Raw genomic sequence first — 19,199 nt, forward strand, 5'->3', positions numbered from 1 at the left:
GTGCTCACCACCCGGTGGAGTGGAGACGATCAGCCGCAGGCCTTGGCGGTGACGCCCTGCCCGTTCTGGCCACCGCGACCACCGTTCCACTGCACCGCGACGCCGCCCCATGCGCAGACACCCGGGGCGCGCATCATGTTGCCCCAGTGACGGCCGCCGTTGCCCGCCTTGAAGATGAACCTGTCAGAGCCCCGGTTGGTGTAGACGTTGATCGTCCCATGCGCGGAGGTGGGGACCGAGACCTCGGTCCAGTTGGTCTTGCAGGAGGACGACCACATGAGCTTGATCGTCCCGACCCGCTCGGCCAGCCGGCTCTTGATGGGGGCGGACTTGACCACCCGCTTCGTGTTGCCACAGCCGGACCGGTACGGGTCCTTGTGGTCGTAGGTGTGCGCGCTCGCGGGCAGCGCGCCGAACAGGGACAGGCCGACGGCGGCCACGAGGGTCGCGGCTACTCGGATCTTCATGGGCATCGACTCTTTCTCACTACGGAATCGGACCGGGTGATCCTAGCCAGATTCGTCAAGAAAGAACCAAGAAAATAGAACTTTTCGGTCAGTACCGTAATCTGCGGCCGACGGCTACGACGCTCCCAGGAGGTCAGCCGAGCAGGTCGGGGATCTCCTGCGTCGCGAACCACATGAGTTCGTTGGCCTCGGCGCCGTCCAGGACGAACCGGGCGTCGTCATCGCCCCGGTCGGCCGCGGGCACCGCGGCGATCGCGGCCTCCACGTCCTTCATCGCGGACAGGTCGTCCACATGGACCGCGGCGACGTCCGCCAGCGCGACCGCCTCGGCGAGCCGTACCCGGCCGCGCTCCTCCAACTCGGCGGTCACGCCCACGCGCCCGTCCGGCACCTCCGCGGCGATCACCACCCGGCGCGGGGCCACGTCCACCCCGTCGGCGCGGTCGGCGGCCAGCATCCGCAGGGACGCCCTCGCCGCCTCGGTCAGGGCGACGTACTCCAACTCCTCGGTGTCACCCGAGGCGTACCACTCGGTCAGCGCGGGGGTCACCGCGTAACCGGTCAGCGGGGCCGGGCCGAACTCCCCCAGGGTGACCACACGGGCCAGCGCGGGGAGCGTGCACGGCAGGTAGACGCGCATCCATGCCTCGATCTGTATCTCGACACCGGCGCCGGTTCGACGCCGATCACCCTTGAGTGTGCCAGTCCCGGCGACCCGGTCGCGAGGTCCGGTGGCGCAACGGCCCGGCGAGCCGTTCCCGTGGGCACGCGTCCCGGACCCCGGCGTGGCCGTCACCGCAGCGGCACGCTGAGGAGTCCCTCCAACTCGGTGATGGTCAGCTGGGGCTCCCTGTGGTGCACCCCGACGATGCCGAGAGCGCGGGCCGCCGTGATGTTGGCCTCGATGTCGTCGACGAACACGCATTCGTGCCCGGCCAGGCCGACTCTGCCGAGCGCGTGCTCGAAGATCCTCGCCTCCGGTTTGCGCATGCCGATCTCCCCCGAGATGACGACCTCGTCGAAGAACTCGTCCCAGCCCTCGCGGGGATACTCGTTGGCCCACGAGTTGGAGAGCAGGCAGGTCCGCAGTCCGGCGGCACGCGCCCGGCGGAGCATGTCGTACATCGGCTCGACCCGCTGGAAGCCGGCGAACATCCTGGTCAGGAGGCCTTCGGCGACCGGCGGCACGCCGTCTGTCGTGACCAGCCGGGCGGCCAGTCCCCGTTCGAACTCCAGTCCGGAGATCTCACCCCGCTCCAGTGCGTGGATCGTGTTCTCACCGCTCTCGGAGCCCTCGTAGGCGTGCAGGACCAGCTCCCGCATCACGTCGCGGTAGTGGGTGGCGTCGATCCGGTCGGCGACGATCCACTCGGCGATCGCCTCGGACAGGCCCGTGGTCAGCACGCCGCCCCAGTCGATCAGCACACCCTTGAACATTCCGCCTCCCTGATCAGAAACCGGCTCCAGATTAGGCCCAGCCGATGAGCGCGACGGAACACGGGGCGCCAGACCGGCCACCGTTAATTGCACGTCTTGGTACACGACTGGTTGTTTCCGGCTCAATGTCTGTTTCATCGGGCTGGATCATGTTTCAGGACGACGGTTCGAGGAACGTCTAAGAGGGTGGCTCTGAAGCCAGGTAATCGCACGTGAAAGGCACTGTCGACCTTCCGCGGGCACCATGTGAACCGATCCCTCGACTTCTTCTGAGGAGGGGCCATGACCGTAGGTCAGACAGTTCGCGGATCGCGTACCCGTACGCCGTCCGAATCCACCACGACCGCAGGGCGTAAACCCGCGCAGCGCAAGCCCGCGGAGGACAAGCCCACCACACGGACGACCGCACAGCGTAAGACCGCGGACAAGAAACCCACCACACGGGCAACCGCACAGAGCAAGGCCGCCACCCGGACGACCGCGCAACGCAAGACCGCGGACAAGAAACCCACCACACGGGCAACCGCACAGAGCAAGACCGCGGACAAGAAACCCACCACACGGGCGGCCGCACAGAGCAGGCCCGCCACCCGGGCAACCGCCCAGCACAGGCCCGCCACCCGGACGGCCACCCAACGCAAGACCGCCACCCGGACGGCCACCCAGCGCAAGAGCGCAGAGGACAAGCCCGCTACCCGGACGACCGCACAGAGCAGGCCCGCCACCCGGGCAACCACTCAACGCAAGACCGCGGACAAGAAATCCACCACGCGGACGACCGCACAGCGCAAGACCGCAGAGGACAAGCCCACCACACAGGCGACCACGCAACGCAAGGCCGCCACCCGGACGACCGCACAGCGCAAGACCGCCACACGGGCAACCGCACAGAGCAAGACCGCGGACAAGAAACCCACCACACGGGCGACCACACAGAGCAGGCCCGCCACCCGGGCGACCACACAGCGCAGACCCGCCACCCGGACGGCCACCCAACGCAAGACCGCAGAGATCAAGCCCACCGCACAGGTGTCCACTCAACCGCAAAAAGTGGCAACAGGGCACAACGGGCATTCGTTCACAGTGGACCTGCCGATGATGACGGTGCAGTTCCGGCCGCCTCATCTTCACCTGCCGCATGTCAACCGGCAGGAGGCGGGCCAGGCCGTGGACGCCGCCAAGTCGTTCCTTCCCCCGCCGGAGCGCATGGCCTACTACGGGGGACTCGGCGCGCTCGCGGTGGTGGGGCTGATCGAATGGCCGGTGGCGGCGGCCATCGGAGTCGGAACACTGATCGCCCAACGGGCCCGCAGAGGGAGTCAGCCGACGAGGTTCGCTCCTCGGAGGACGGCCGTCTCAGGCCACAGAAGCACATCCGCGTGATCACAACGGTCCGGTGACGCGGCCGGTCGGGTCATGGACGGCCACGACCTGACGGTCTGAGTGTTTTTCCTGTTGGAGAGCCGAATGTTGCTGGCGCGGGTGCTCACCGTTTCCACCGAGGCGTTGTGGGGCGTCATGCCCGACGTGATGCGGAACGCCCTGCCGCGTCCCCGTGGGCGCCGTACGTGCCCGGGCGGATTCCACATCGACCTGCGCGCGATCGGCGGGCCGGGCACCGAACGGGCCGCGCGACGCCTCGAAGCGCTGCTGCTCGCCCTGGACGGGGTGGAGCGAGCGGAGGTCAACGGCGCCCTCGGCGCCGTCTTCGTGGGATGCGACGTCGACGCGGTCGACCTGGAGAGCCTCCTGTCGGTCGTCGAGGAGCTCGACGCCGGACAGGACGCCGACCAGGGCCAGGGGCCGTCACTCTCCGGAGTGGTGGAGCAGCACACCCGGGCGGGCATCAGGCTCGGTGCGAGTCTGCTCGGCACCGGGCTGGCGCTGGCCGGGCGCGTGGCCCGGCTGCCTCCGCTCTCCCCCGCCGTGCCCGCTGTTCTGCACCTGGTGGAATCCGCCCCGAAAATCCGCGCGGAGCTGGAACGCCACCTCGGCCGATCGACCGCTGACTCCCTGCTCACCACCGCGAACATCGTGACCAACACGCTCGCGCTCCGCCCGCTGGGACTACTGGTCCACTCCATCACCGCCACCACCCGCTACGTGGAGGCGCGCGGCATGCGGCAGGCCTGGGAACTCCACGGGCAGCGGCTGGCCTCCCGGGAAGGCGCCTACCGGCATATCCGGTCTGCGAAGAGGCCACGCCCGGTCCCTCTGGCGCACAGCCCCGCAGAACGGCTCCAGCGCCTCGTGCCCCCCGTGGCGCTGAGCGCGTCGGCGCTGACGCGTCTGGCCAGTGCCAGCCCCCAGCGGGGCCTCGCCATGCTGATCGCCACGACGCCCAAGGCCTCCAAGGCGGGCGGCGAAGCCTTCGCCGGCGCGGTCGGACGGGCTCTGGCCAGGCGCGGCGCGCTCGTTCTCAACCGGGACGCGTTGCGCCGGATGGACGGCATGGACACCGTCGTCCTGGACGCCGCCCTGCTCACCACGGGTTCCTGGACGATCGACCGGCTCGTCCCCCTCACCGGGGATCTGGACGCCGGCAGGCTTCACACGTGGCTCTACACCCTGGTCGACCTCACCGACCCCGGCGCCCGGCGGGAACGCGACACCTGGGCGGCCGAACCGCTGGCGGATCTGACCGGGGTCATTCCGGCGGACGCCCCGGCATGGGAGGCACTGGGACTACGGCCCGTCGGCGTCCGCCGGAACGGCGTGCTGGTGGCCGTGGCCGGGCTCGCGCCGGAGCTCGACCCGCTGGCCGACGCCGTCGTCGCCGCGGCCCGGAGCGGTTGCACCGTGGTTCTGGCGGGAGGAGACCCGGGGCTCGGAAGCCGGCTCGGCGTCGACGCGTCCGTACCGGGCGGTTCACGGCTGGCCGCGTCGGTCCGCGCACTCCAGGCCGACGGTCACGGAGTGGTCGTGGTGTCGAGGCGTTCCAGGGCCGGACTGGCCCAGGCCGACCTGGGCATCGGAGTCCCGGACCGGACGGGCCGCATGCCCTGGGACGCGGACGTGATCAGCGGGCTCGACGGGGTCCACCTGCTGCTGAGCTGCCTGGCACCGGCGAGAAGGACAAGCGAGCGGTGCGTGTGGCTGAGCCTGGCGGGGGCGGCCGTCGGAGCCACGCTGACGACCGCCGGAGAGCGGCGGGAGGCGGTGGACAGGGCCCAGTTGGTGAGTGACTGCACGGCACTGGCCGCGATCGTCATGGGTGAGTGGGCAGGCCACAACGCCGGGCGCACGGCGGTCCCGGCCCGCGCCGACCGCACCCCCTGGCACTCCATGCCGGTCAAGGAGGTGCTGTCCCGGCTCGATTCCTCCCCCGACGGGCTCACCGAGGCGGAGGCTCTGCGCCGCAGGACCGCACCGGGGGCCGGCGGGCCCAAGGGCCCCGACTCGCTGCTTCGCATATCGGCCGACGAGCTGGCCAACCCGCTCACCCCGGTGCTGGCGGCCGGGGCCGGCGCATCGGCCCTGGTCGGCTCGGTCTCCGACGCGGTGCTGATAGGAGCAGTCGTGATCATCAACGCGCTCATCGGCGGGGGACAGCGGTTCACCGCCGACCGGGCGTTGCACCGTCTGACGGAGACGGTGACGGTCCGCGTGCGGCTTCGCCGCCCCGGCGGGGGTATGAGCGCGACCGTCGACGACCTCGTGGCGGGTGACGTCGTCGAACTACACGCGGGCGACGCCGTACCGGCCGACTGCCGCGTGCTCAGTGCCATGGGCCTGGAGGTCGACGAGGCGGCCCTGACCGGTGAGTCCCAGCTCGTCGCCAAGTCACCGAAGCCCGTCACCACCGCCGCCGTCGCCGACCGGAGTTCGATGGTCTACGAGGGCACGACGGTGGCGGCCGGTCATGGGCTGGCCGTGGTCGTCGCCGCCGGCGAGGCGACCGAAGCGGCCCGGACCGCCATGCTCGCCACGGGCGGGCCCCCACCGACGGGCGTACAGCTCCGGCTGCGTGCACTGAGCAGGCGGGTTCTGCCGGTCGCGGTCGGCTCCGGCGTCGCCCTGCTGGCCACCGAGCTACTCCGCGGCAGGCCCATGACCGAGGCTCTCGCCCCTGCGGTGAGCCTCGCCGTCGCCGCCGTGCCCGAGGGGCTGCCTTTCGTCGCCTCGATGGCGGAGCTCGCCGCCGCCCGGCGGCTGTCGACCCGTAACACGTTGGTGCCCAACCCCTCCACGATCGAGGCCCTCGGCCGGGTGAACGTCCTCTGCTTCGACAAGACGGGAACCCTGACGGAGGGGCACATCAGCCTGCGCTGCGTCTCGGACGGGCGCGTCGAACATCCGGTCGGGGAGCCGGTGCCCGAGCTGAGACGGATCATGGCGGCCGCACTGCGCGCGAGCCCGCGTCCCGACGAGGGGCGGCCCGCCGCCCACCCCACCGACCGTGCCGTGCTGGACGGAGCCCGGCGGCTGCACGTGACCCCCGAAGAGGGGCAGGACACCTGGCAGCGGATCGACGAGCTTCCCTTCGAACCGGGACGCGGCTACCACGCCGTGCTCGGCGTGGGCGGTTCCGGTTACCTGCTGAGCGTCAAGGGCGCCCCGGAGGCCGTGCTCACCCGCTGTACCGGCCTGCTCCGCGCCCGCGACCTCGTCGCCCTCGACGGATCCGCCCGGGTGGAGCTCGAAGACGAGGTCAACAGGCTCGCCCTGCAGGGCTACCGGGTGCTCGCGGTGGCCGAGCGCCCCACCTCCGACCGCCGCGACCTCGACGAGTCCCGCATCGAGAGTCTGACCTTCATGGGTTTCCTCTGCCTGGCCGACCCCGTCCGGCCCACGGCGGCCGAGAGCGTCGGCCGCCTGGCGCGGGCGGGCGTCCGGGTCGTCATGATCACGGGTGATCACCCGAGTACCGCCGAGGCGATCGCCGCCGAGCTCGGCGTACTGAACGGCGGACGGATCATGACCGGTCCGGAACTGGACGACCTCGACGACGACGACCTGGTCAAGGTGCTGCCGGACGCGACGGTCTTCGCCCGGACCACCCCGGCGCACAAGGCACGGATCGTCGGTTGCCTGCGCCGCTCCGGCATGGTCGTGGCGGTCACCGGAGACGGCGCCAACGACGCTCCCGCGATCCGCGCCGCCGATGTGGGGATCGCCCTCGGGTCCCGTGCCACCCCGGCGGCCCGGGGGGCCGCCGACGTCGTGGTGACCGACGACCGCATCGAGACGATCGTCGACGCGATCATCGAGGGCCGGGCCATGTGGGGCTCGGTCAGGGACGCCCTGAGCATCCTGCTCGGCGGCAACGTCGGCGAGATCGTGTTCACCGTCGCATCCAGTCTGATCAGCGGCCGGAACGTGCTGAACGCCCGCCAGCTGCTGCTGGTCAACCTGCTCACCGACATGCTGCCGGCGATGGCGGTGGCCGTCCGCCCTCCGGCGGCGACCAGCCCCGAACGGCTGCTCGCCGAGGGCCCGGAGGCCTCCCTGGCGACCTCCCTGACCCGGGACATCTATCTGCGTGCCGCCGTCACCACGGCCGCGGCCGGTGTCGCGTGGTCGGTCGGTCGGATGACCGGCACACAGCGGAGGGCCGACACGATCGGGCTGGTCGCGCTCGTATCGGCCCAGCTGTTCCAGACGCTGGTCCTGGGCGGCCGGGACCGCGTGGTCGCGCTGGCCTCGCTCGGGTCTCTGGCCGTGCTGTGCCTGACCGTCTCGCTGCCCGGCTTGTGCCGTTTCTTCGGCTGCCGTCCGCTCGGACCCGTGGGATGGACGATCGCCCTCGGGAGTGCCGCCGCCGCGACCGTTGCCGGGGCGGCGGTCCAGGCCTCGATGCGCGAGACGTCATCGACCGTTCACTGAACGGCAATCTCCGTGTACCGTTTCATATAAATTTGTCCGGAAAAATCAGGTTAAGAGATTCTTAGCCCTGCGAGGTTGTTATGTCTGGATTCCTGTCCTCTGTTCTCGCCAAGGCGGCCTTCCTCCTCCTCGAAGCACTCGTCATGCGTCTCGTCCAGTCCCTCGTCCTGGCGATGGCCCGGCGCGGTGGCCTGCTGCCCGCGTGACACCTGCCCGGCCGACGACCGGTCCTGGCCCGATGACGACCGGTCCTGATCGGACGACAACCGGTCCTGATCGGATCGGAACCGGTCAGATCGAGCTGGGCCGGTTCTAGCCGGGCCGGTTCGAACCGGGCCGGTTCGGTCAGCGGGCCCGGGCGTTGATGAGCTGGGCGACCTTACGGTGCTCCGGCGAACGCAGCACCCGCTCGGCCTTGGCCGGATCGGCCACCGGAGCCCGTTCCAGCAGGCCCCGCGCGGCCTTCAGCTTCAGCAGCCGCCGGACGGACTGGTCGAGCCGCCGGGTGGAGATCTTCCCAGACTTCACCGCCGTCAGCACCGCCTGATACGCCGTGGGGAAGTCCGGCGGCATCAGCAGCAGGTCCACCCCTGCCTGGATGGCGCGCACGGCCACCTGACCGTCACCGTACTTCTTGCGCACCCCCGCCATGTCCAGCGCGTCGGTCGAGACGACCCCGTCGAAGCCGAGCTTCTCGCGGAGCAGCCCGGTCAGGATCGGCTTGGACAGCGTGGCCGGATCCCTGGAGGGGTCGAGCTTGGGCATGACCACATGAGCGCTCATGATCGCGTCGATGTCCTTGCCGATGGCCGCGGCGAACGGCGGCGCGTCCAGCCTGCTCCACTGGGACAGGGAGTGCTGGATCACCGGCAGCCCGGTGTGGCTGTCCACGTTGGTGTCCCCGTGGCCGGGGAAGTGCTTGGCCGTACTGGCGATCCCCGCGTCGTGGAAGCCCTGGACCGCGGCGGCGACCATGGGCGCGACCTTCTTGGGGTCCGAGCCGTAGGCCCGGGAGCCGATCACCGGGTTGCGCGGGTTGATGTTCACGTCGGCGACCGGGGCGAAGTCGAGGTTGATGCCGAGGGCGCGCAGCTCGGTGCCGGTGACCTTGGCCGCCTTGCGGGCCATCGCGGGGTCGCCGGTCGAACCGATGACCGAGGCACCGGGCATCTCGGTGACCAGGGGAGCAAGCCGGGAGACCTTGCCGTTCTCCTGGTCGGCACCGATCAGGAGCGGGATCTCCGGCGACGCCTTCTGCAGCCCGTTGGTCAGCGCCACGACCTGCCGGACGTTCTTGACGTTGCCCGCCCAGGGGAACAGGATCACCCCGCCCGGCCGGTATTTGGCGACCGCCTTCGCCGGGGTGCCCACGCCGAACCGGGCCTGGTTCTCCCCGGACGACCCATCCGCCGCCGAGCCGTACAGCACGGGCATGAAGAGCTGCCCGACCTTGTCCTCCACGCTCATCCCGGCGAGCACCGCCTCCACTCCGGAGGGCTTGGGAATCACCGACCTTGACGGTGCGGAGCTCGTGGCCACCGCACCGACCTGCCCGGCGGCGGACTTCGCCGGCGGAGGCGTCCCCGCCCCCGCACCGGCGCATCCGGCCACCATAGTCGCGATCGCTGCCAGCCCCGTCGTACGCATGAACCGAACCATGCGTCCCACGCTATCCGCGCCGGGCGACAGTAGGCGCCCTACCCCGTCAGTTGGCCGCCCCGGGTGAGGTCTCCGTTGACCTCGATCACGTTGCCGGTGATGAAGCCGTTGGTGGCCGCGAGTACGACGGCTTGCGCCACGTCCTGGGCCGTGCCGACCCGGCCGACCGGCAGCATGGCGGCGTGCTCGGCGAACAAGGCCGCGCGGGCCTCGCCGATCCCCGAGCTACCGCCCATCACCAGCACACGTCGTCCCTCAAGCGGCATTGGATGCTCCATCATTTTCGTGATCTTGAATCATCGAGCTGTTCACCTAGAACCTGCTACAGAGACGATTTGTGCCTGGGCGGCGGCGCAGAGCAGTCGCACACTTCGGATGAACTTCTCGTCCTGGTCGTAGACGGGTGCGCTGGCGATGGTCATTGGGAAGCGCTTGCCAAGGCTGGCGATGTCCTTGGCATCGACGGCGGGGGTGAGTGGCTCGCGCTGTTCCTGCAGCACGAATCCAGTGATGTGGCTGAGCAGTGTGTCCGCGACGATGATCTGGTGTTCGGCGGGCACGCCGGCATCGCTCAAGGTCTGCAGCAGCCGCTCCATCAGGGACAGCGCTCCGGGACTGAGCACCTTCGGGCTGTCGGCGAGCAGGATCGGCCCGCCCGGGTGCCGCTTGATGCTTTCGCGCAACGTGATGGCTTGAGCCTCGATTCGCGTCTGCCAGTCCGCATCCTCGGCCAGTTCGGCCAGGGCGGCACTGCCGGCGTCGTACGCCTGCTGAGCCACCCGATCCGCCATCAGCTGTAGCAGGGCGCTCTTGTTCCGCACGTGGTAGTAGAGGCTCCCGGCGTGCACGTCGAGCCGTTCGGCCACCTGCCGCATGGACAGCCCCTGATAGCCCACCTCGTTGAAGGCGGCCATGCCTGCGTCGACGATCCGGTCTGTGGTCAGCTTCACGGCACCACCCTAACTCACTTTTCAAACACTGTTTGAATTTTGCCGTCGTCGGCGCTACAGTCACGGCAGCAGATTCAAACGCTGTTCAAAAAGGGGGCCGAGATGGATGCACTGCTGTTCAACCTGACCACAGCGGCACTGATGGTGCTGATGTTCACCTGCGCGCGGACCCTGATCGGAGAGGACACGATAGGGCTGCGCCGCATCCCTTGGGCCGCAGCCGGGTTGACGGCGGTGGCGCTGGCCGGGGTGGTGACTCAGCTCTGCTGGCACGGAGCGATGGCGGCCCTGGATGCCGACCCGAGCAAGTCGGGCTGGTGGCGGGGGCTCACATCGATCTTCATGCAGAACGGAGGCGTTGTCGGGACCGTGTGGAACATCGTCACCCTCGCCGTCATCGCCGCCCTGGCCGAGTGGTTTTGGAGCGGCCCACTGATGCTGGTGCTGTTCGCCGCGGGCGCGTTCCTGCCGCAGCTCATCGACGTACTGCTCGGGGCGACGAGTGGCAGCGCCGACCCTCGCAACTTCGCCGGGAGCTCCGGAGCGACGTATTTCCTCGCCGCGACGCTGGCCGCCGCCCTACTGCTGCGCAGCCGCGCCCCCAAGGAGAGGTTCCTCGCACTCGGCGTGCCGGCGCTCGGCCTGGCACTGTGGTTCGCCCAGGCCAACGGCCACGGGCTGGTGGCGACGTATGGATTCGCGATCGGCGCCGTCGCCTGGGGTCTGGGGCGCCACGCGCTCCGCCCCGAACGTGACCTCCAGCAGCCCCCGCGAAGGACGATGGCCTCGCTGGCGGCGATCGTCGGTAAACGGTGAAACAGCACACCAGCCAGCCGCCAAGCGCTATCGGGACCCCAGCCCCGTCAAGATCATTCTCAGCGCCGACGGCCGCACCAGTCTCAATCCCAGACCCGGCCGCACGCCGCGGCTCGCTCTCTCAGAGCGCCAGCCCGGCCAGCCCCGGCAGGTGGGAGCGGGCCGCCTCACGCGCCTCCGGTGCGGAGACGGCGGTCAGCGCGGCCTGCGCGGCCAGGAGGCACTGCTCACGGGTGTGACGTGACAGCGCGGCCCGTACGGCGGGCAGCGCAGGAGCGCCCATCGACAGCGAGGTGACGCCCAGCCCGACCAGCACGCAGGCCAGGACCGGATCGCCCGCGGCCTCTCCGCACACCCCGCAGGGCCTGCCGCGCTCGGCGGCCCCGGTCGCGGCCAGCGCGACCAGGTCGAGCAGCGCGGGCTGCCAGGCGTCCTGCAGCGCGGTCAACGTGCCCACCTGACGGTCGGCGGCGAAGGTGTACTGGGCCAGGTCATTGGTGCCCAGGGAGAAGAAGTCGGCCTCCGCGGCCAGGTCGGAGGCGCGCAGTGCGGCCGACGGGATCTCGATCATCACGCCCGCGGACGGCAGGCCCGCCTCCCTGCAGACCGCCACATACCAGGCGGTCTCCTCGGCGGTGGCCACCATCGGAGCCATCACCTGAAGTTTCGCCGAAGACTTGGCGGCGGCCCTGGCGAGGGCCCCGAGCTGCGCGTTCAGGATCTGCGGATATGCCCGCAGCAGCCGGAGACCACGCTGGCCGAGCGCCGGATTGGGCTCCTCCTCCTGCGGTGGCAGGAAGGCGAGCGGCTTGTCCGCCCCCGCGTCGAGGGTCCGCACGACCACCCGGCCACCGGGGAAGGCGTTCAACACGTCCAGGTACGCGGCCTCCTGCTCCTCGTCGGACGGCGCGGACGTCCGGTCGAGGAAGAGGAACTCGGTGCGGTAGAGCCCGATGCCCTCCGCGCCGTACTTCAGCGCGGCGTCCACGTCACGTGGCCCGCCGATGTTGGCCAGCAGCGGCACCGCGTGCCCGTCGGAGGTCATCCCCGGTCCGGTGGCGGCCGCGAGCACGGCCTCCCTGGCGGAGGCGGCGTTCCTCGCCGTGGTCACCTCCTCCTCCGAAGGCGCGGGCCGGACGAGACCGGAGGCCCCGTCCACCAGCACCGGCGCGCCGGGAGAGATCGAGGTCGCCCCGGGGCAGGCGACGACCGCCGGCACTCCCATCGCGCGGGCGAGGATCGCGGTGTGGCTGGTCGGCCCGCCCTGTTCGGTGACGAAGGCGGCCACCACGTCCGCGGAGAGCAGGGCGGTGTCGGCGGGCGCCAGGTCACGGGCGACGAGGACGTACGGCTCCGCCGCCTGGGACGGCAGGCCGGGCATCGGCAGACCTTCGAGCAGCGCGATGGCCCGGTCCCTGATGTCGTCCAGATCGGCGGCACGCTCGCCCAGGTATCCCCCCGCCCCGACGAGCAGCTCGCGGTATCGGCCGAACTCCTCGTAGACGGCGCGGGCCGCGCTGCCGCCCGCGTCGATCAGGGCGGCCACCCCGGTGGCGAGACCGGGGTCGCGCGCCATCATCGCCTGGGCGTTCAGGATCTCCTGAGCCTCGCCGCCCGCCCGGACGCCTCGTTCCTCCAGGTCGGCGGCGACCTGCTCCAGCACCCGCGCGGCCCTCGCCCGCTCGGCCTGCGCGTCCCCGCCGTGCCGGGCGTCGGACGGGGGCACCGGGGTCTCACGGGCCAGCACGTAGGCGGGCCCGAAGCCGATGCCCGGGCTCACCCCCACTCCCGTGAGCGCGGTCATGGGGCCGAGGCGATGACGGCGAGCCGGTCCAGGATGTCGTCCGCGCCGTCGCCTTCCGCCTTGATCACCACGGTGTCGCCCTTCCTGACGTCGAGCGACAGGACGGCGAGAATGCTCTTGGCGTTCACCGGCTGCCCGGCCCCCTTGGCGATGGTGACGTCCAGTGGGGCCGCCGCCGCGGTCTGCACGAACGTCGCCGCGGGGCGGGCGTGCAGGCCGACCTCGGCCTCAACGGTGACTTGGCGCTCGGCCACGTGCTCCTCCTGCAGAATCAGGCCGGGCGGTCTGGACCGCCCGGCTCATCGATCGGTCGACAAGGGCCGTCCGGCCCATACCGGGCCGGGGACCTCGAGATCAGTTTCGCCGGGTCCCGTTCCCCCCTGGCCCGTCGTCATACCCACAGCCGTCACCGGGCTCACCGCCGTCACTCCGCCCACCGGAAGAGTTCGTCTCCCGCGTGGACCGTGCCGTCGGCGAGCGCGGTGACGGACCCTTCGGCGGCGTCCAGCGCCACGACCGGGCAGACGGGGGAACGCCCGCCCGTCTCGATCTCCACGGGGTCCCAGGCCACCACGGGCTGCCCCGCGCCCACCCGGTCCCCCTCGGACGCCAGCAGCTCGAAACCCGCGCCCTTGAGCTGCACGGTGTCGATGCCCAGATGGACCAGGACCCCCCTGCCGTCGTCACCGACGACGACGAACGCGTGCGGATGCAGCTTGACGATCGTGCCCGCGATGGGCGAGACCGCCTCGCCGGGCTCCCTGTCCGGCTCGATCGCCACACCGGGCCCGACCATGCCTTCGGCGAACACCGGATCGGGCACCGCCCCCAGGCCCACGGCTACCCCCGTGACCGGAGCCAGAACTGTGGTCATCGCACCCTCTCCGAATGATCCCGCCCACGAGAGCGGGGACGGCCCGGCCCTTTCAGCCGATGATGTCCTCGATGTCACTGGCGATCGTGTCCGCCTCCGGACCCACGACCACCTGGACGATGTTGCCCGAGGCCATGACGCCGTGCACCCCGGCGGCCTTGAGGGCCGCCTGGTCGACCCTGGAGGCGTCACGTACCTCCGTGCGGAGCCGGGTGATGCACGGTTCGATCTCGATGATGTTGTCCGCACCACCGAGTCCCGCGATGATCGCGTCGGCGTTGGCCGCCATGTCGCCCTCCAGGTGAGATCGCTCTGTGAACAGGCTAGACGACACTGCGAGATCAGTCGGTCTGGGTCACCTTGTTGAGGCCGCGGGGCGCGTCGGGGTCGATGCCCAGCCTGCGGGCGAGGGCCTCGGTCAGCAACTGACCCGGGACGATGAGACCGAGCGGGGCGACCCACTCGGGGAGGTCGGGACCGTTCAGGGCGGCGGTGGAGACCGCCGACAGCGCGGTGCCGCCACCGACGGTGAAGGCCGCGGCCCCGGCGCCGGTGACCCGCTCGGCGAGCGCCACGGTCCCGGCCAGGGTCGGCCCCTCGCCGGCCGCGACCAGCAGGGCCGGAGTGTCGGCGTCGACCACGGCGATCGGGCCGTGCAGCAGGTCGGCGTAGGACAGGCCCATGGCGTGCAGGTAACACGCCTCCTTGAGCTTGAGTGCCAGTTCGAGCGCGGTGGAGAAGGCCAGCCCGCGGCCGGAGACCACGACGCCCGGTTTGTCGGCCAGCCCCTCGACGATCTCCTCCAGGGCACCCGGCTCCGCGATCAGTTTCTCCACCGCGTCCGGCACCCGCTGCAGATCGGCGGGGTCGACGTCGGCGCCCAGGCCGAGGCCGAGCACGGCCAGCGCGGCGAGCTGGGTGGTGTAGGTCTTGGTGGCCGGGACGGCCTTCTCCTCGCCCGCGAGCGTGCACAGGGCGAGGTCGGCGGCCTGGGCGAGAGGGCTCTGCTCGCCGCCGTTGGTGATGGCGACCGTCCGGGCGCCGCAGTCCTTGGCCCAGGCGAGGGTCTCGACGATCTCCTCGGTCCGGCCGGACTGGGAGAGCGCGACGGCCAGGACGCCGTCGAGATCCAGCTTGCGCCGGTAGGTGGTGGCGATCGAGGGCGCGGCGAGCGTGGACAGCCGGCCCGCGTGCGCTTCGGCCAGGTAGCGGCCGTAAACCGCGGCGTTGTCCGAGGTGCCGCGGGCGATGAAGAGCAGCTGGCGGGTCTGCCCCGCGAGCCGCTCCACCTCGCCGACCCTGGGAAGGAGGGCATCCAAAGTGGCCCGCAACGCAGCGGGCTGCTCGGCGATCTCGCTGCGCATCTTGCTCGTCATCAGTGCTTGTCCTTCGGCTCAGACCGGCGAGATCGGGCCGTTATCGATCCGTCGCCGGTCCGTACGTTGACACCCTTTTCCGGCCTGTGGTCTAGTCCGGACTAGACCAGTACGAACCATAACTCATCACTACGCCCCAGATCGAGAGGGGAGGATCTCGTGGTTCAGATCGACCCCGATAGCCCGGTACCGAAGTATTTCCAGCTTCGGGAGATCCTGCTCGACCTCATCGAGAGCAACGAGCTGGCGATCGGCATGGCGATCCCCTCCGAACGCGAGCTCTGCCAGCGCTTCGGGCTGTCCCGCATGACGGTGCGGCAGGCCGTCGACCATCTGGTCTCCGAGGGCAGGCTGCAGCGCGTGGCGGGCAAGGGCACCTTCGTGGCCCACCCGAAGATCGAGATGGCTCTCCGGCTGACCTCCTTCAGTGACGAGATGCGCGCCCGGGGCATGGAGCCCGGGTCCCGCGACCTGGACCGCCGGATCGTCAGGGCCAGCGCGCATCTGGCCAGAGAGCTCGGCATCAGGCCCGGCGACGAGGTGCACTTCATCGAGCGGCTGCGCACCGCCGCCGAAGAGCCCATGTGCATCGAACGGGCCCACATCCCGGTCTCCCTCGCCCCCGACCTGCACACCCACGACCTGACGGGCCGCTCCCTCTACGCGCTGCTGGAGACCCGCTACGGCCTGCTGCTCGACGCGGGCGAACTGACCATCGACGGTGGCATCGCCGACCCCGGCGACGCCGACCTGCTGAAACTGCCCCGCGGGGGAGCCGTTCTGCTGCTACAGCGACGCTCCTTCGCCGGAGGCGTCTGCGCCGAGCTCGGGGTCTCCACCTACCGCGCCGACCGCTACCAGCTCCGCACCGTCCTGGAGACACCGACGCGCCGTTCCTGACCTCCTCCCACCCCCCACCCCCTGGAGGACTGTCCCTTGAGCACCACCACAGCGGACGCGGGCCTTCCCGCCTCCCCGTCCGGCTCCGCCGTCATGAGCGTGCTCCAACGTCTGGGCCGCTCCCTCATGCTGCCGATCGCGGTCCTTCCCGCCGCCGGCCTCCTGCTCCGGCTCGGGCAGGACGACCTCGTGGGCCGGACCGACAACGCGCTGCTCGACAACGTCGCCCATGTTCTCGGCACCGCCGGCGGCACGCTCTTCGACAACCTGCCCGTTCTGTTCGCGATCGGCGTGGCCATCGGGTTCGCCCGCAAGGCCGACGGCTCCACCGCGCTCGCCGGGCTCGTCGGCTACCTGGTCTTCCACGCCGTCAGCATGACCATGTTCTTCAACCTGTTCGACGACAAGCTGAAGGCCACGATCTCCAACCAGCTGTTCGACCCGGCCAACCCGGGCGTCCCGCAGCTGGCGCTCAACCTCGGCGCGCAGAACCCGACCCGGGTGCTCGGCGGCATCGTCATGGGCATCGTGTCCGCGCTGCTCTGGCAGCGCTACTACCGCACCAAGCTGCCGACCTGGCTGGCCTTCTTCAGCGGCCGCCGGCTCGTGCCCATCCTCACCGCCCTCGCCGGTCTCGTTCTCGGCGTGGTCTTCGGCTTCCTCTGGCCCGTGCTCGGCGGCTGGGTCCGTGCCTTCGGCACCTGGCTCGCCGAGAACAGCACGGTCGGCGCCGGGATCTACGGCATGGTCAACCGCGCGCTGCTCCCGCTGGGCCTGCACCACATCGTCAACAACGTGGTCTGGACGCAGGTGCCGGACTGCGTGGTCAACGGCAAGCAGCTCGCCGGTGACCTGGTCTGTTTCAACAACGGCGCCGTGGGCTTCGGCGGCTTCGAGGCCGGCTTCTACCCGGTCCTCATGTTCGGCCTGCCCGCCGCGGCGGTCGCCATCTGGCGGGCCGCCCCGGCGCACCGCCGTACCGCCGTCGGCTCGATCATGATCTCCGCCGCGCTCACCGCCTTCCTCACCGGGATCACCGAGCCGATCGAGTTCGCCTTCATCTTCGTGGCGCCCGTGCTGTTCGTGGTGCACATCGTGCTCACCGGCCTCTCCCTGGCGATCGCCTCCGCCCTCGGCGCCAAGCTCGCCTTCAGCTTCTCCTCCGGGCTGATCGACCTCGTCCTGTACGGCACCGCCCCCAACGCCCGGGGCATCGCGACCCTCATCGTGATGGGCCTGGTCTACGCGGCGATCTACTATCTCCTGTTCAGCTTCCTGATCAGGAAGCTGAACATCATGACTCCGGGCAGGGAGCCCGAGCCCGACGTGGACTCCGGAGAGACCGCCACCGCGCCCTCCGCCCCCGCCGCCGTGGACTCCGGAGAGACCGCCACCGCGTCCCCCGCCCCCGCCGCCGTGCCTCCTGCCCCGCCGGCCGCCGATCCGGTCTGAGCCCGCCTGATCGGGACGGTCCGGGAACGGGGTGACACCCGCCCCGGACGGCCCCGGCCGTGTATCCACCGCGCCGTGTGGTACATACCAACCATCCCCCTCGTACGGCGCGCGGGGGGTTCGGGGATGAGCACGGCAGCCGTGGGGCACGGTCCGTCGACATGGTCGTCGATCTTCGCGGTCCTCCAGCGGATCGGGCGCTCGCTGATGATGCCGATCGCGGTGCTGCCCGCCGCCGGCCTGCTGCTCAGGTTCGGCCAGGATGACCTGCTCGGCCGGACCGACAACGCCTTCCTCGACCAGGTGGCCGGTGTCTTCGCCGCCGCGGGCGGTGCCCTTTTCGACAATCTGCCGCTGCTGTTCGCGGTCGGAGTCGCCATCGGGTTCGCCCGCAAGGCCGACGGCTCCACCGCGCTCGCCGCGCTGGTCGGCTACCTGGTCTTCGACCGGGTCAGCAGGACCCTGTTCTTCGCCGCCTCGCCGGCCTCCGAGGTCCACAAGAAGATCGCGCTGAACGTCGTGGGACCCGACGGGCGCCCGCTGCCCGCCCTCAACCTCGGCGTGCAGAACCCCACCGGAGTTCTGGGCGGCATCGTCATCGGCATCACCGCCGCCCTGCTCTGGCAGCGCTACTACCGCATCAAGCTTCCCTCCTGGCTCGCCTTCTTCGGCGGACGCAGGTTCGTCCCCATCGTCACCGCCGTCACCGCGCTGGTCCTCGGCGTGCTCCTCGGCCTGCTCTGGCAGCCGGTCGGCGACTGGCTGGCGGGCGTCGGGGACTGGCTGGCCGGCCACGGCACCCTGGGGGCGGGCATCTACGGCGTGGCCAACCGCCTGCTCATCCCGATCGGCCTGCACCACTTCCTGAACACGATCGTCTGGTTCACCCTCCCCGAGTGCCGGGCCGGGGTCGACGGCGCGACCAGGAACGCCTCGGGTGACCTCAACTGCTACTTCGCCGGGCAGGAAGGTGCCGGGATCTTCATGACCGGCTTCTTCCCGATGATGATGTTCGGCCTGCTCGGCGCCGCCATCGCGATGTGGCGGGCGGCTCCGCCGGGCAGGCGCGCGGCCGTCGGCGGCATCATGCTGTCGGCCGGTCTCACCTCGTTCGTGACCGGCATCACCGAGCCCCTGGAGTTCGCCTTCATCTTCGTGGCGCCCGTGCTGTTCGTGGTGCACGCCCTCCTCACCGGCCTGTCGATGGCCCTGATGGCCGAACTGGGGGCCCGGCTCGGGTTCACCTTCTCCGCGGGCGGCATCGACATGCTCCTCAACGCCGGCAAGTCCAACACCCACCGGCTGGGGTTGGTCGTCGTCTTCGGGCTGATCTACTTCGTCGTCTACTACCTGCTGTTCACTCTCCTGATCAAGAAGCTGAACCTGGCCACGCCGGGTCGCGAGCCGCAGGACGCCGACGCTCCACCGGGTACGGCCGCCGCCGGTCCCTCCGCCCCCTGAGCGGCGTTTCGGCCGCCCGATGCGGGTCACCGTCCATTCCGGAACCCGCTCCCGGCGGACGGGGACTGATCCAGCTTGAGGTGATCTTCTCCGCCTAGCCGGGCGAAACGCCGGGGCTGACGAGGAAGTTGGCGCCCGACGTATCTGGACAGGGGACCGGAAACTCCTAGATGCAGC

18 protein-coding genes are annotated in these 19,199 nt (G+C 70.6%); 7 read left to right on the plus strand and 11 right to left on the minus strand.

Annotated elements, in window-relative coordinates; all coding sequences use genetic code 11:
• Window positions 1-29: 29 nt before the first annotated feature.
• The 3 genes from OHA77_RS13685 to OHA77_RS13695 all read right to left on the minus strand — a co-directional run bounded on the left by OHA77_RS13685 (window position 30) and on the right by OHA77_RS13695 (window position 1,904).
• Window positions 30-467: a DUF2690 domain-containing protein gene (locus OHA77_RS13685; protein ID WP_406318444.1), complete on the minus strand. Its 438-nt coding sequence runs from the start codon at window positions 465-467 to the stop codon at window positions 30-32.
• A gap of 133 nt (window positions 468-600) precedes the next feature.
• Window positions 601-1,107, minus strand: coding sequence for a DUF6912 family protein (locus OHA77_RS13690; RefSeq protein WP_406318446.1), 507 nt, complete (start codon window positions 1,105-1,107; stop codon window positions 601-603).
• Between the two features lie 152 nt (window positions 1,108-1,259).
• Window positions 1,260-1,904, minus strand: a complete 645-nt coding sequence (locus OHA77_RS13695; RefSeq protein ID WP_406318447.1) for an HAD family hydrolase — start codon at window positions 1,902-1,904, stop codon at window positions 1,260-1,262.
• Between the two features lie 282 nt (window positions 1,905-2,186).
• On the opposite strand from OHA77_RS13695, the gene OHA77_RS13700 reads away from it, so the two are divergent.
• The 3 genes from OHA77_RS13700 to OHA77_RS13710 all read left to right on the plus strand — a co-directional run bounded on the left by OHA77_RS13700 (window position 2,187) and on the right by OHA77_RS13710 (window position 7,936).
• Window positions 2,187-3,287, plus strand: a complete 1,101-nt coding sequence (locus OHA77_RS13700; RefSeq protein WP_406318449.1) for a hypothetical protein — start codon at window positions 2,187-2,189, stop codon at window positions 3,285-3,287.
• A gap of 84 nt (window positions 3,288-3,371) precedes the next feature.
• Entirely contained in the window at window positions 3,372-7,730 is a 4,359-nt protein-coding gene (locus OHA77_RS13705) for an HAD-IC family P-type ATPase (protein WP_406318450.1), read from the plus strand.
• 80 nt (window positions 7,731-7,810) lie between these two features.
• Window positions 7,811-7,936 (plus strand): hypothetical protein, encoded by a 126-nt coding sequence (locus OHA77_RS13710; RefSeq protein WP_326820223.1) that lies wholly within the window; start codon window positions 7,811-7,813, stop codon window positions 7,934-7,936.
• Between the two features lie 139 nt (window positions 7,937-8,075).
• Here the strand turns inward: OHA77_RS13710 and OHA77_RS13715 are convergent, their stop codons facing one another.
• The 3 genes from OHA77_RS13715 to OHA77_RS13725 are packed head-to-tail and all read right to left on the minus strand — an operon-like array spanning window position 8,076 to window position 10,339.
• A complete protein-coding gene (locus tag OHA77_RS13715; RefSeq protein WP_406318452.1) occupies window positions 8,076-9,389 on the minus strand; it encodes a glycoside hydrolase family 3 protein in 1,314 nt (437 codons plus the stop codon).
• Between the two features lie 38 nt (window positions 9,390-9,427).
• A complete protein-coding gene (locus OHA77_RS13720) occupies window positions 9,428-9,655 on the minus strand; it encodes a hypothetical protein (protein WP_406318453.1) in 228 nt (75 codons plus the stop codon).
• Window positions 9,656-9,697: 42 nt separating this feature from the next.
• Window positions 9,698-10,339, minus strand: a complete 642-nt coding sequence (locus tag OHA77_RS13725; RefSeq protein WP_406318454.1) for a TetR/AcrR family transcriptional regulator C-terminal domain-containing protein — start codon at window positions 10,337-10,339, stop codon at window positions 9,698-9,700.
• 102 nt (window positions 10,340-10,441) lie between these two features.
• Here OHA77_RS13725 and OHA77_RS13730 point away from each other — a divergent pair, with 102 nt between their 5' ends.
• On the plus strand, window positions 10,442-11,155 hold the full coding sequence (locus tag OHA77_RS13730) for a hypothetical protein (protein WP_406318455.1): 714 nt from the start codon (window positions 10,442-10,444) through the stop codon (window positions 11,153-11,155).
• A gap of 121 nt (window positions 11,156-11,276) precedes the next feature.
• Here the strand turns inward: OHA77_RS13730 and ptsP are convergent, their stop codons facing one another.
• The 5 genes from ptsP to OHA77_RS13755 all read right to left on the minus strand — a co-directional run bounded on the left by ptsP (window position 11,277) and on the right by OHA77_RS13755 (window position 15,209).
• A complete protein-coding gene (gene ptsP / locus OHA77_RS13735; protein WP_406318457.1) occupies window positions 11,277-12,959 on the minus strand; it encodes a phosphoenolpyruvate--protein phosphotransferase in 1,683 nt (560 codons plus the stop codon).
• Window positions 12,956-13,213, minus strand: a complete 258-nt coding sequence (locus OHA77_RS13740) for an HPr family phosphocarrier protein (protein ID WP_326820217.1) — start codon at window positions 13,211-13,213, stop codon at window positions 12,956-12,958. The genes ptsP and OHA77_RS13740 overlap by 4 nt, the downstream gene beginning before the upstream one ends.
• A gap of 170 nt (window positions 13,214-13,383) precedes the next feature.
• Window positions 13,384-13,833: a PTS glucose transporter subunit IIA gene (locus OHA77_RS13745; protein ID WP_406318458.1), complete on the minus strand. Its 450-nt coding sequence runs from the start codon at window positions 13,831-13,833 to the stop codon at window positions 13,384-13,386.
• A gap of 52 nt (window positions 13,834-13,885) precedes the next feature.
• Window positions 13,886-14,122, minus strand: a complete 237-nt coding sequence (locus OHA77_RS13750) for a PTS glucose/sucrose transporter subunit IIB (RefSeq protein ID WP_326820215.1) — start codon at window positions 14,120-14,122, stop codon at window positions 13,886-13,888.
• Between the two features lie 52 nt (window positions 14,123-14,174).
• The gene (locus OHA77_RS13755) at window positions 14,175-15,209 is read right to left on the minus strand and encodes an SIS domain-containing protein (protein WP_326820214.1); all 1,035 of its coding nucleotides are present in this window, start codon (window positions 15,207-15,209) and stop codon (window positions 14,175-14,177) included.
• 159 nt (window positions 15,210-15,368) lie between these two features.
• Here OHA77_RS13755 and OHA77_RS13760 point away from each other — a divergent pair, with 159 nt between their 5' ends.
• From OHA77_RS13760 to OHA77_RS13770, 3 genes are all read left to right on the plus strand, one after another.
• Entirely contained in the window at window positions 15,369-16,109 is a 741-nt protein-coding gene (locus OHA77_RS13760; protein WP_326820213.1) for a GntR family transcriptional regulator, read from the plus strand.
• A gap of 36 nt (window positions 16,110-16,145) precedes the next feature.
• Window positions 16,146-17,561 carry a PTS transporter subunit EIIC gene (locus OHA77_RS13765; RefSeq protein WP_406318461.1) on the plus strand — a complete coding sequence of 472 codons (1,416 nt, stop codon included), beginning with the start codon at window positions 16,146-16,148 and terminating at the stop codon, window positions 17,559-17,561.
• Between the two features lie 126 nt (window positions 17,562-17,687).
• Window positions 17,688-19,022 (plus strand): PTS transporter subunit EIIC, encoded by a 1,335-nt coding sequence (locus tag OHA77_RS13770; protein ID WP_406318463.1) that lies wholly within the window; start codon window positions 17,688-17,690, stop codon window positions 19,020-19,022.
• Window positions 19,023-19,199: the final 177 nt, after the last annotated feature.

The organism is Streptosporangium sp. NBC_01639, from assembly GCF_045209755.1.
Taxonomy (GTDB): Bacteria; Actinomycetota; Actinomycetes; order Streptosporangiales; family Streptosporangiaceae; genus Streptosporangium.

Excerpts from the sequence above, each read along its gene's own strand:
- OHA77_RS13685 (WP_406318444.1), bottom strand. The coding sequence starts at position 467 with ATGAAGATCCGAGTAGCCGCGACCCTCGTGGCCGCCGTCGGCCTGTCC.
- OHA77_RS13690 (WP_406318446.1), bottom strand. The coding sequence starts at position 1,107 with ATGCGCGTCTACCTGCCGTGCACGCTCCCCGCGCTGGCCCGTGTGGTC.
- OHA77_RS13695 (WP_406318447.1), bottom strand. The coding sequence starts at position 1,904 with ATGTTCAAGGGTGTGCTGATCGACTGGGGCGGCGTGCTGACCACGGGC.
- OHA77_RS13700 (WP_406318449.1), top strand. The coding sequence starts at position 2,187 with ATGACCGTAGGTCAGACAGTTCGCGGATCGCGTACCCGTACGCCGTCC.
- OHA77_RS13705 (WP_406318450.1), top strand. The coding sequence starts at position 3,372 with ATGTTGCTGGCGCGGGTGCTCACCGTTTCCACCGAGGCGTTGTGGGGC.
- OHA77_RS13710 (WP_326820223.1), top strand. The coding sequence starts at position 7,811 with ATGTCTGGATTCCTGTCCTCTGTTCTCGCCAAGGCGGCCTTCCTCCTC.
- OHA77_RS13715 (WP_406318452.1), bottom strand. The coding sequence starts at position 9,389 with ATGGTTCGGTTCATGCGTACGACGGGGCTGGCAGCGATCGCGACTATG.
- OHA77_RS13720 (WP_406318453.1), bottom strand. The coding sequence starts at position 9,655 with ATGCCGCTTGAGGGACGACGTGTGCTGGTGATGGGCGGTAGCTCGGGG.
- OHA77_RS13730 (WP_406318455.1), top strand. The coding sequence starts at position 10,442 with ATGGATGCACTGCTGTTCAACCTGACCACAGCGGCACTGATGGTGCTG.
- ptsP (WP_406318457.1), bottom strand. The coding sequence starts at position 12,959 with ATGACCGCGCTCACGGGAGTGGGGGTGAGCCCGGGCATCGGCTTCGGG.
- OHA77_RS13745 (WP_406318458.1), bottom strand. The coding sequence starts at position 13,833 with ATGACCACAGTTCTGGCTCCGGTCACGGGGGTAGCCGTGGGCCTGGGG.
- OHA77_RS13750 (WP_326820215.1), bottom strand. The coding sequence starts at position 14,122 with ATGGCGGCCAACGCCGACGCGATCATCGCGGGACTCGGTGGTGCGGAC.
- OHA77_RS13755 (WP_326820214.1), bottom strand. The coding sequence starts at position 15,209 with ATGACGAGCAAGATGCGCAGCGAGATCGCCGAGCAGCCCGCTGCGTTG.
- OHA77_RS13770 (WP_406318463.1), top strand. The coding sequence starts at position 17,688 with ATGAGCACGGCAGCCGTGGGGCACGGTCCGTCGACATGGTCGTCGATC.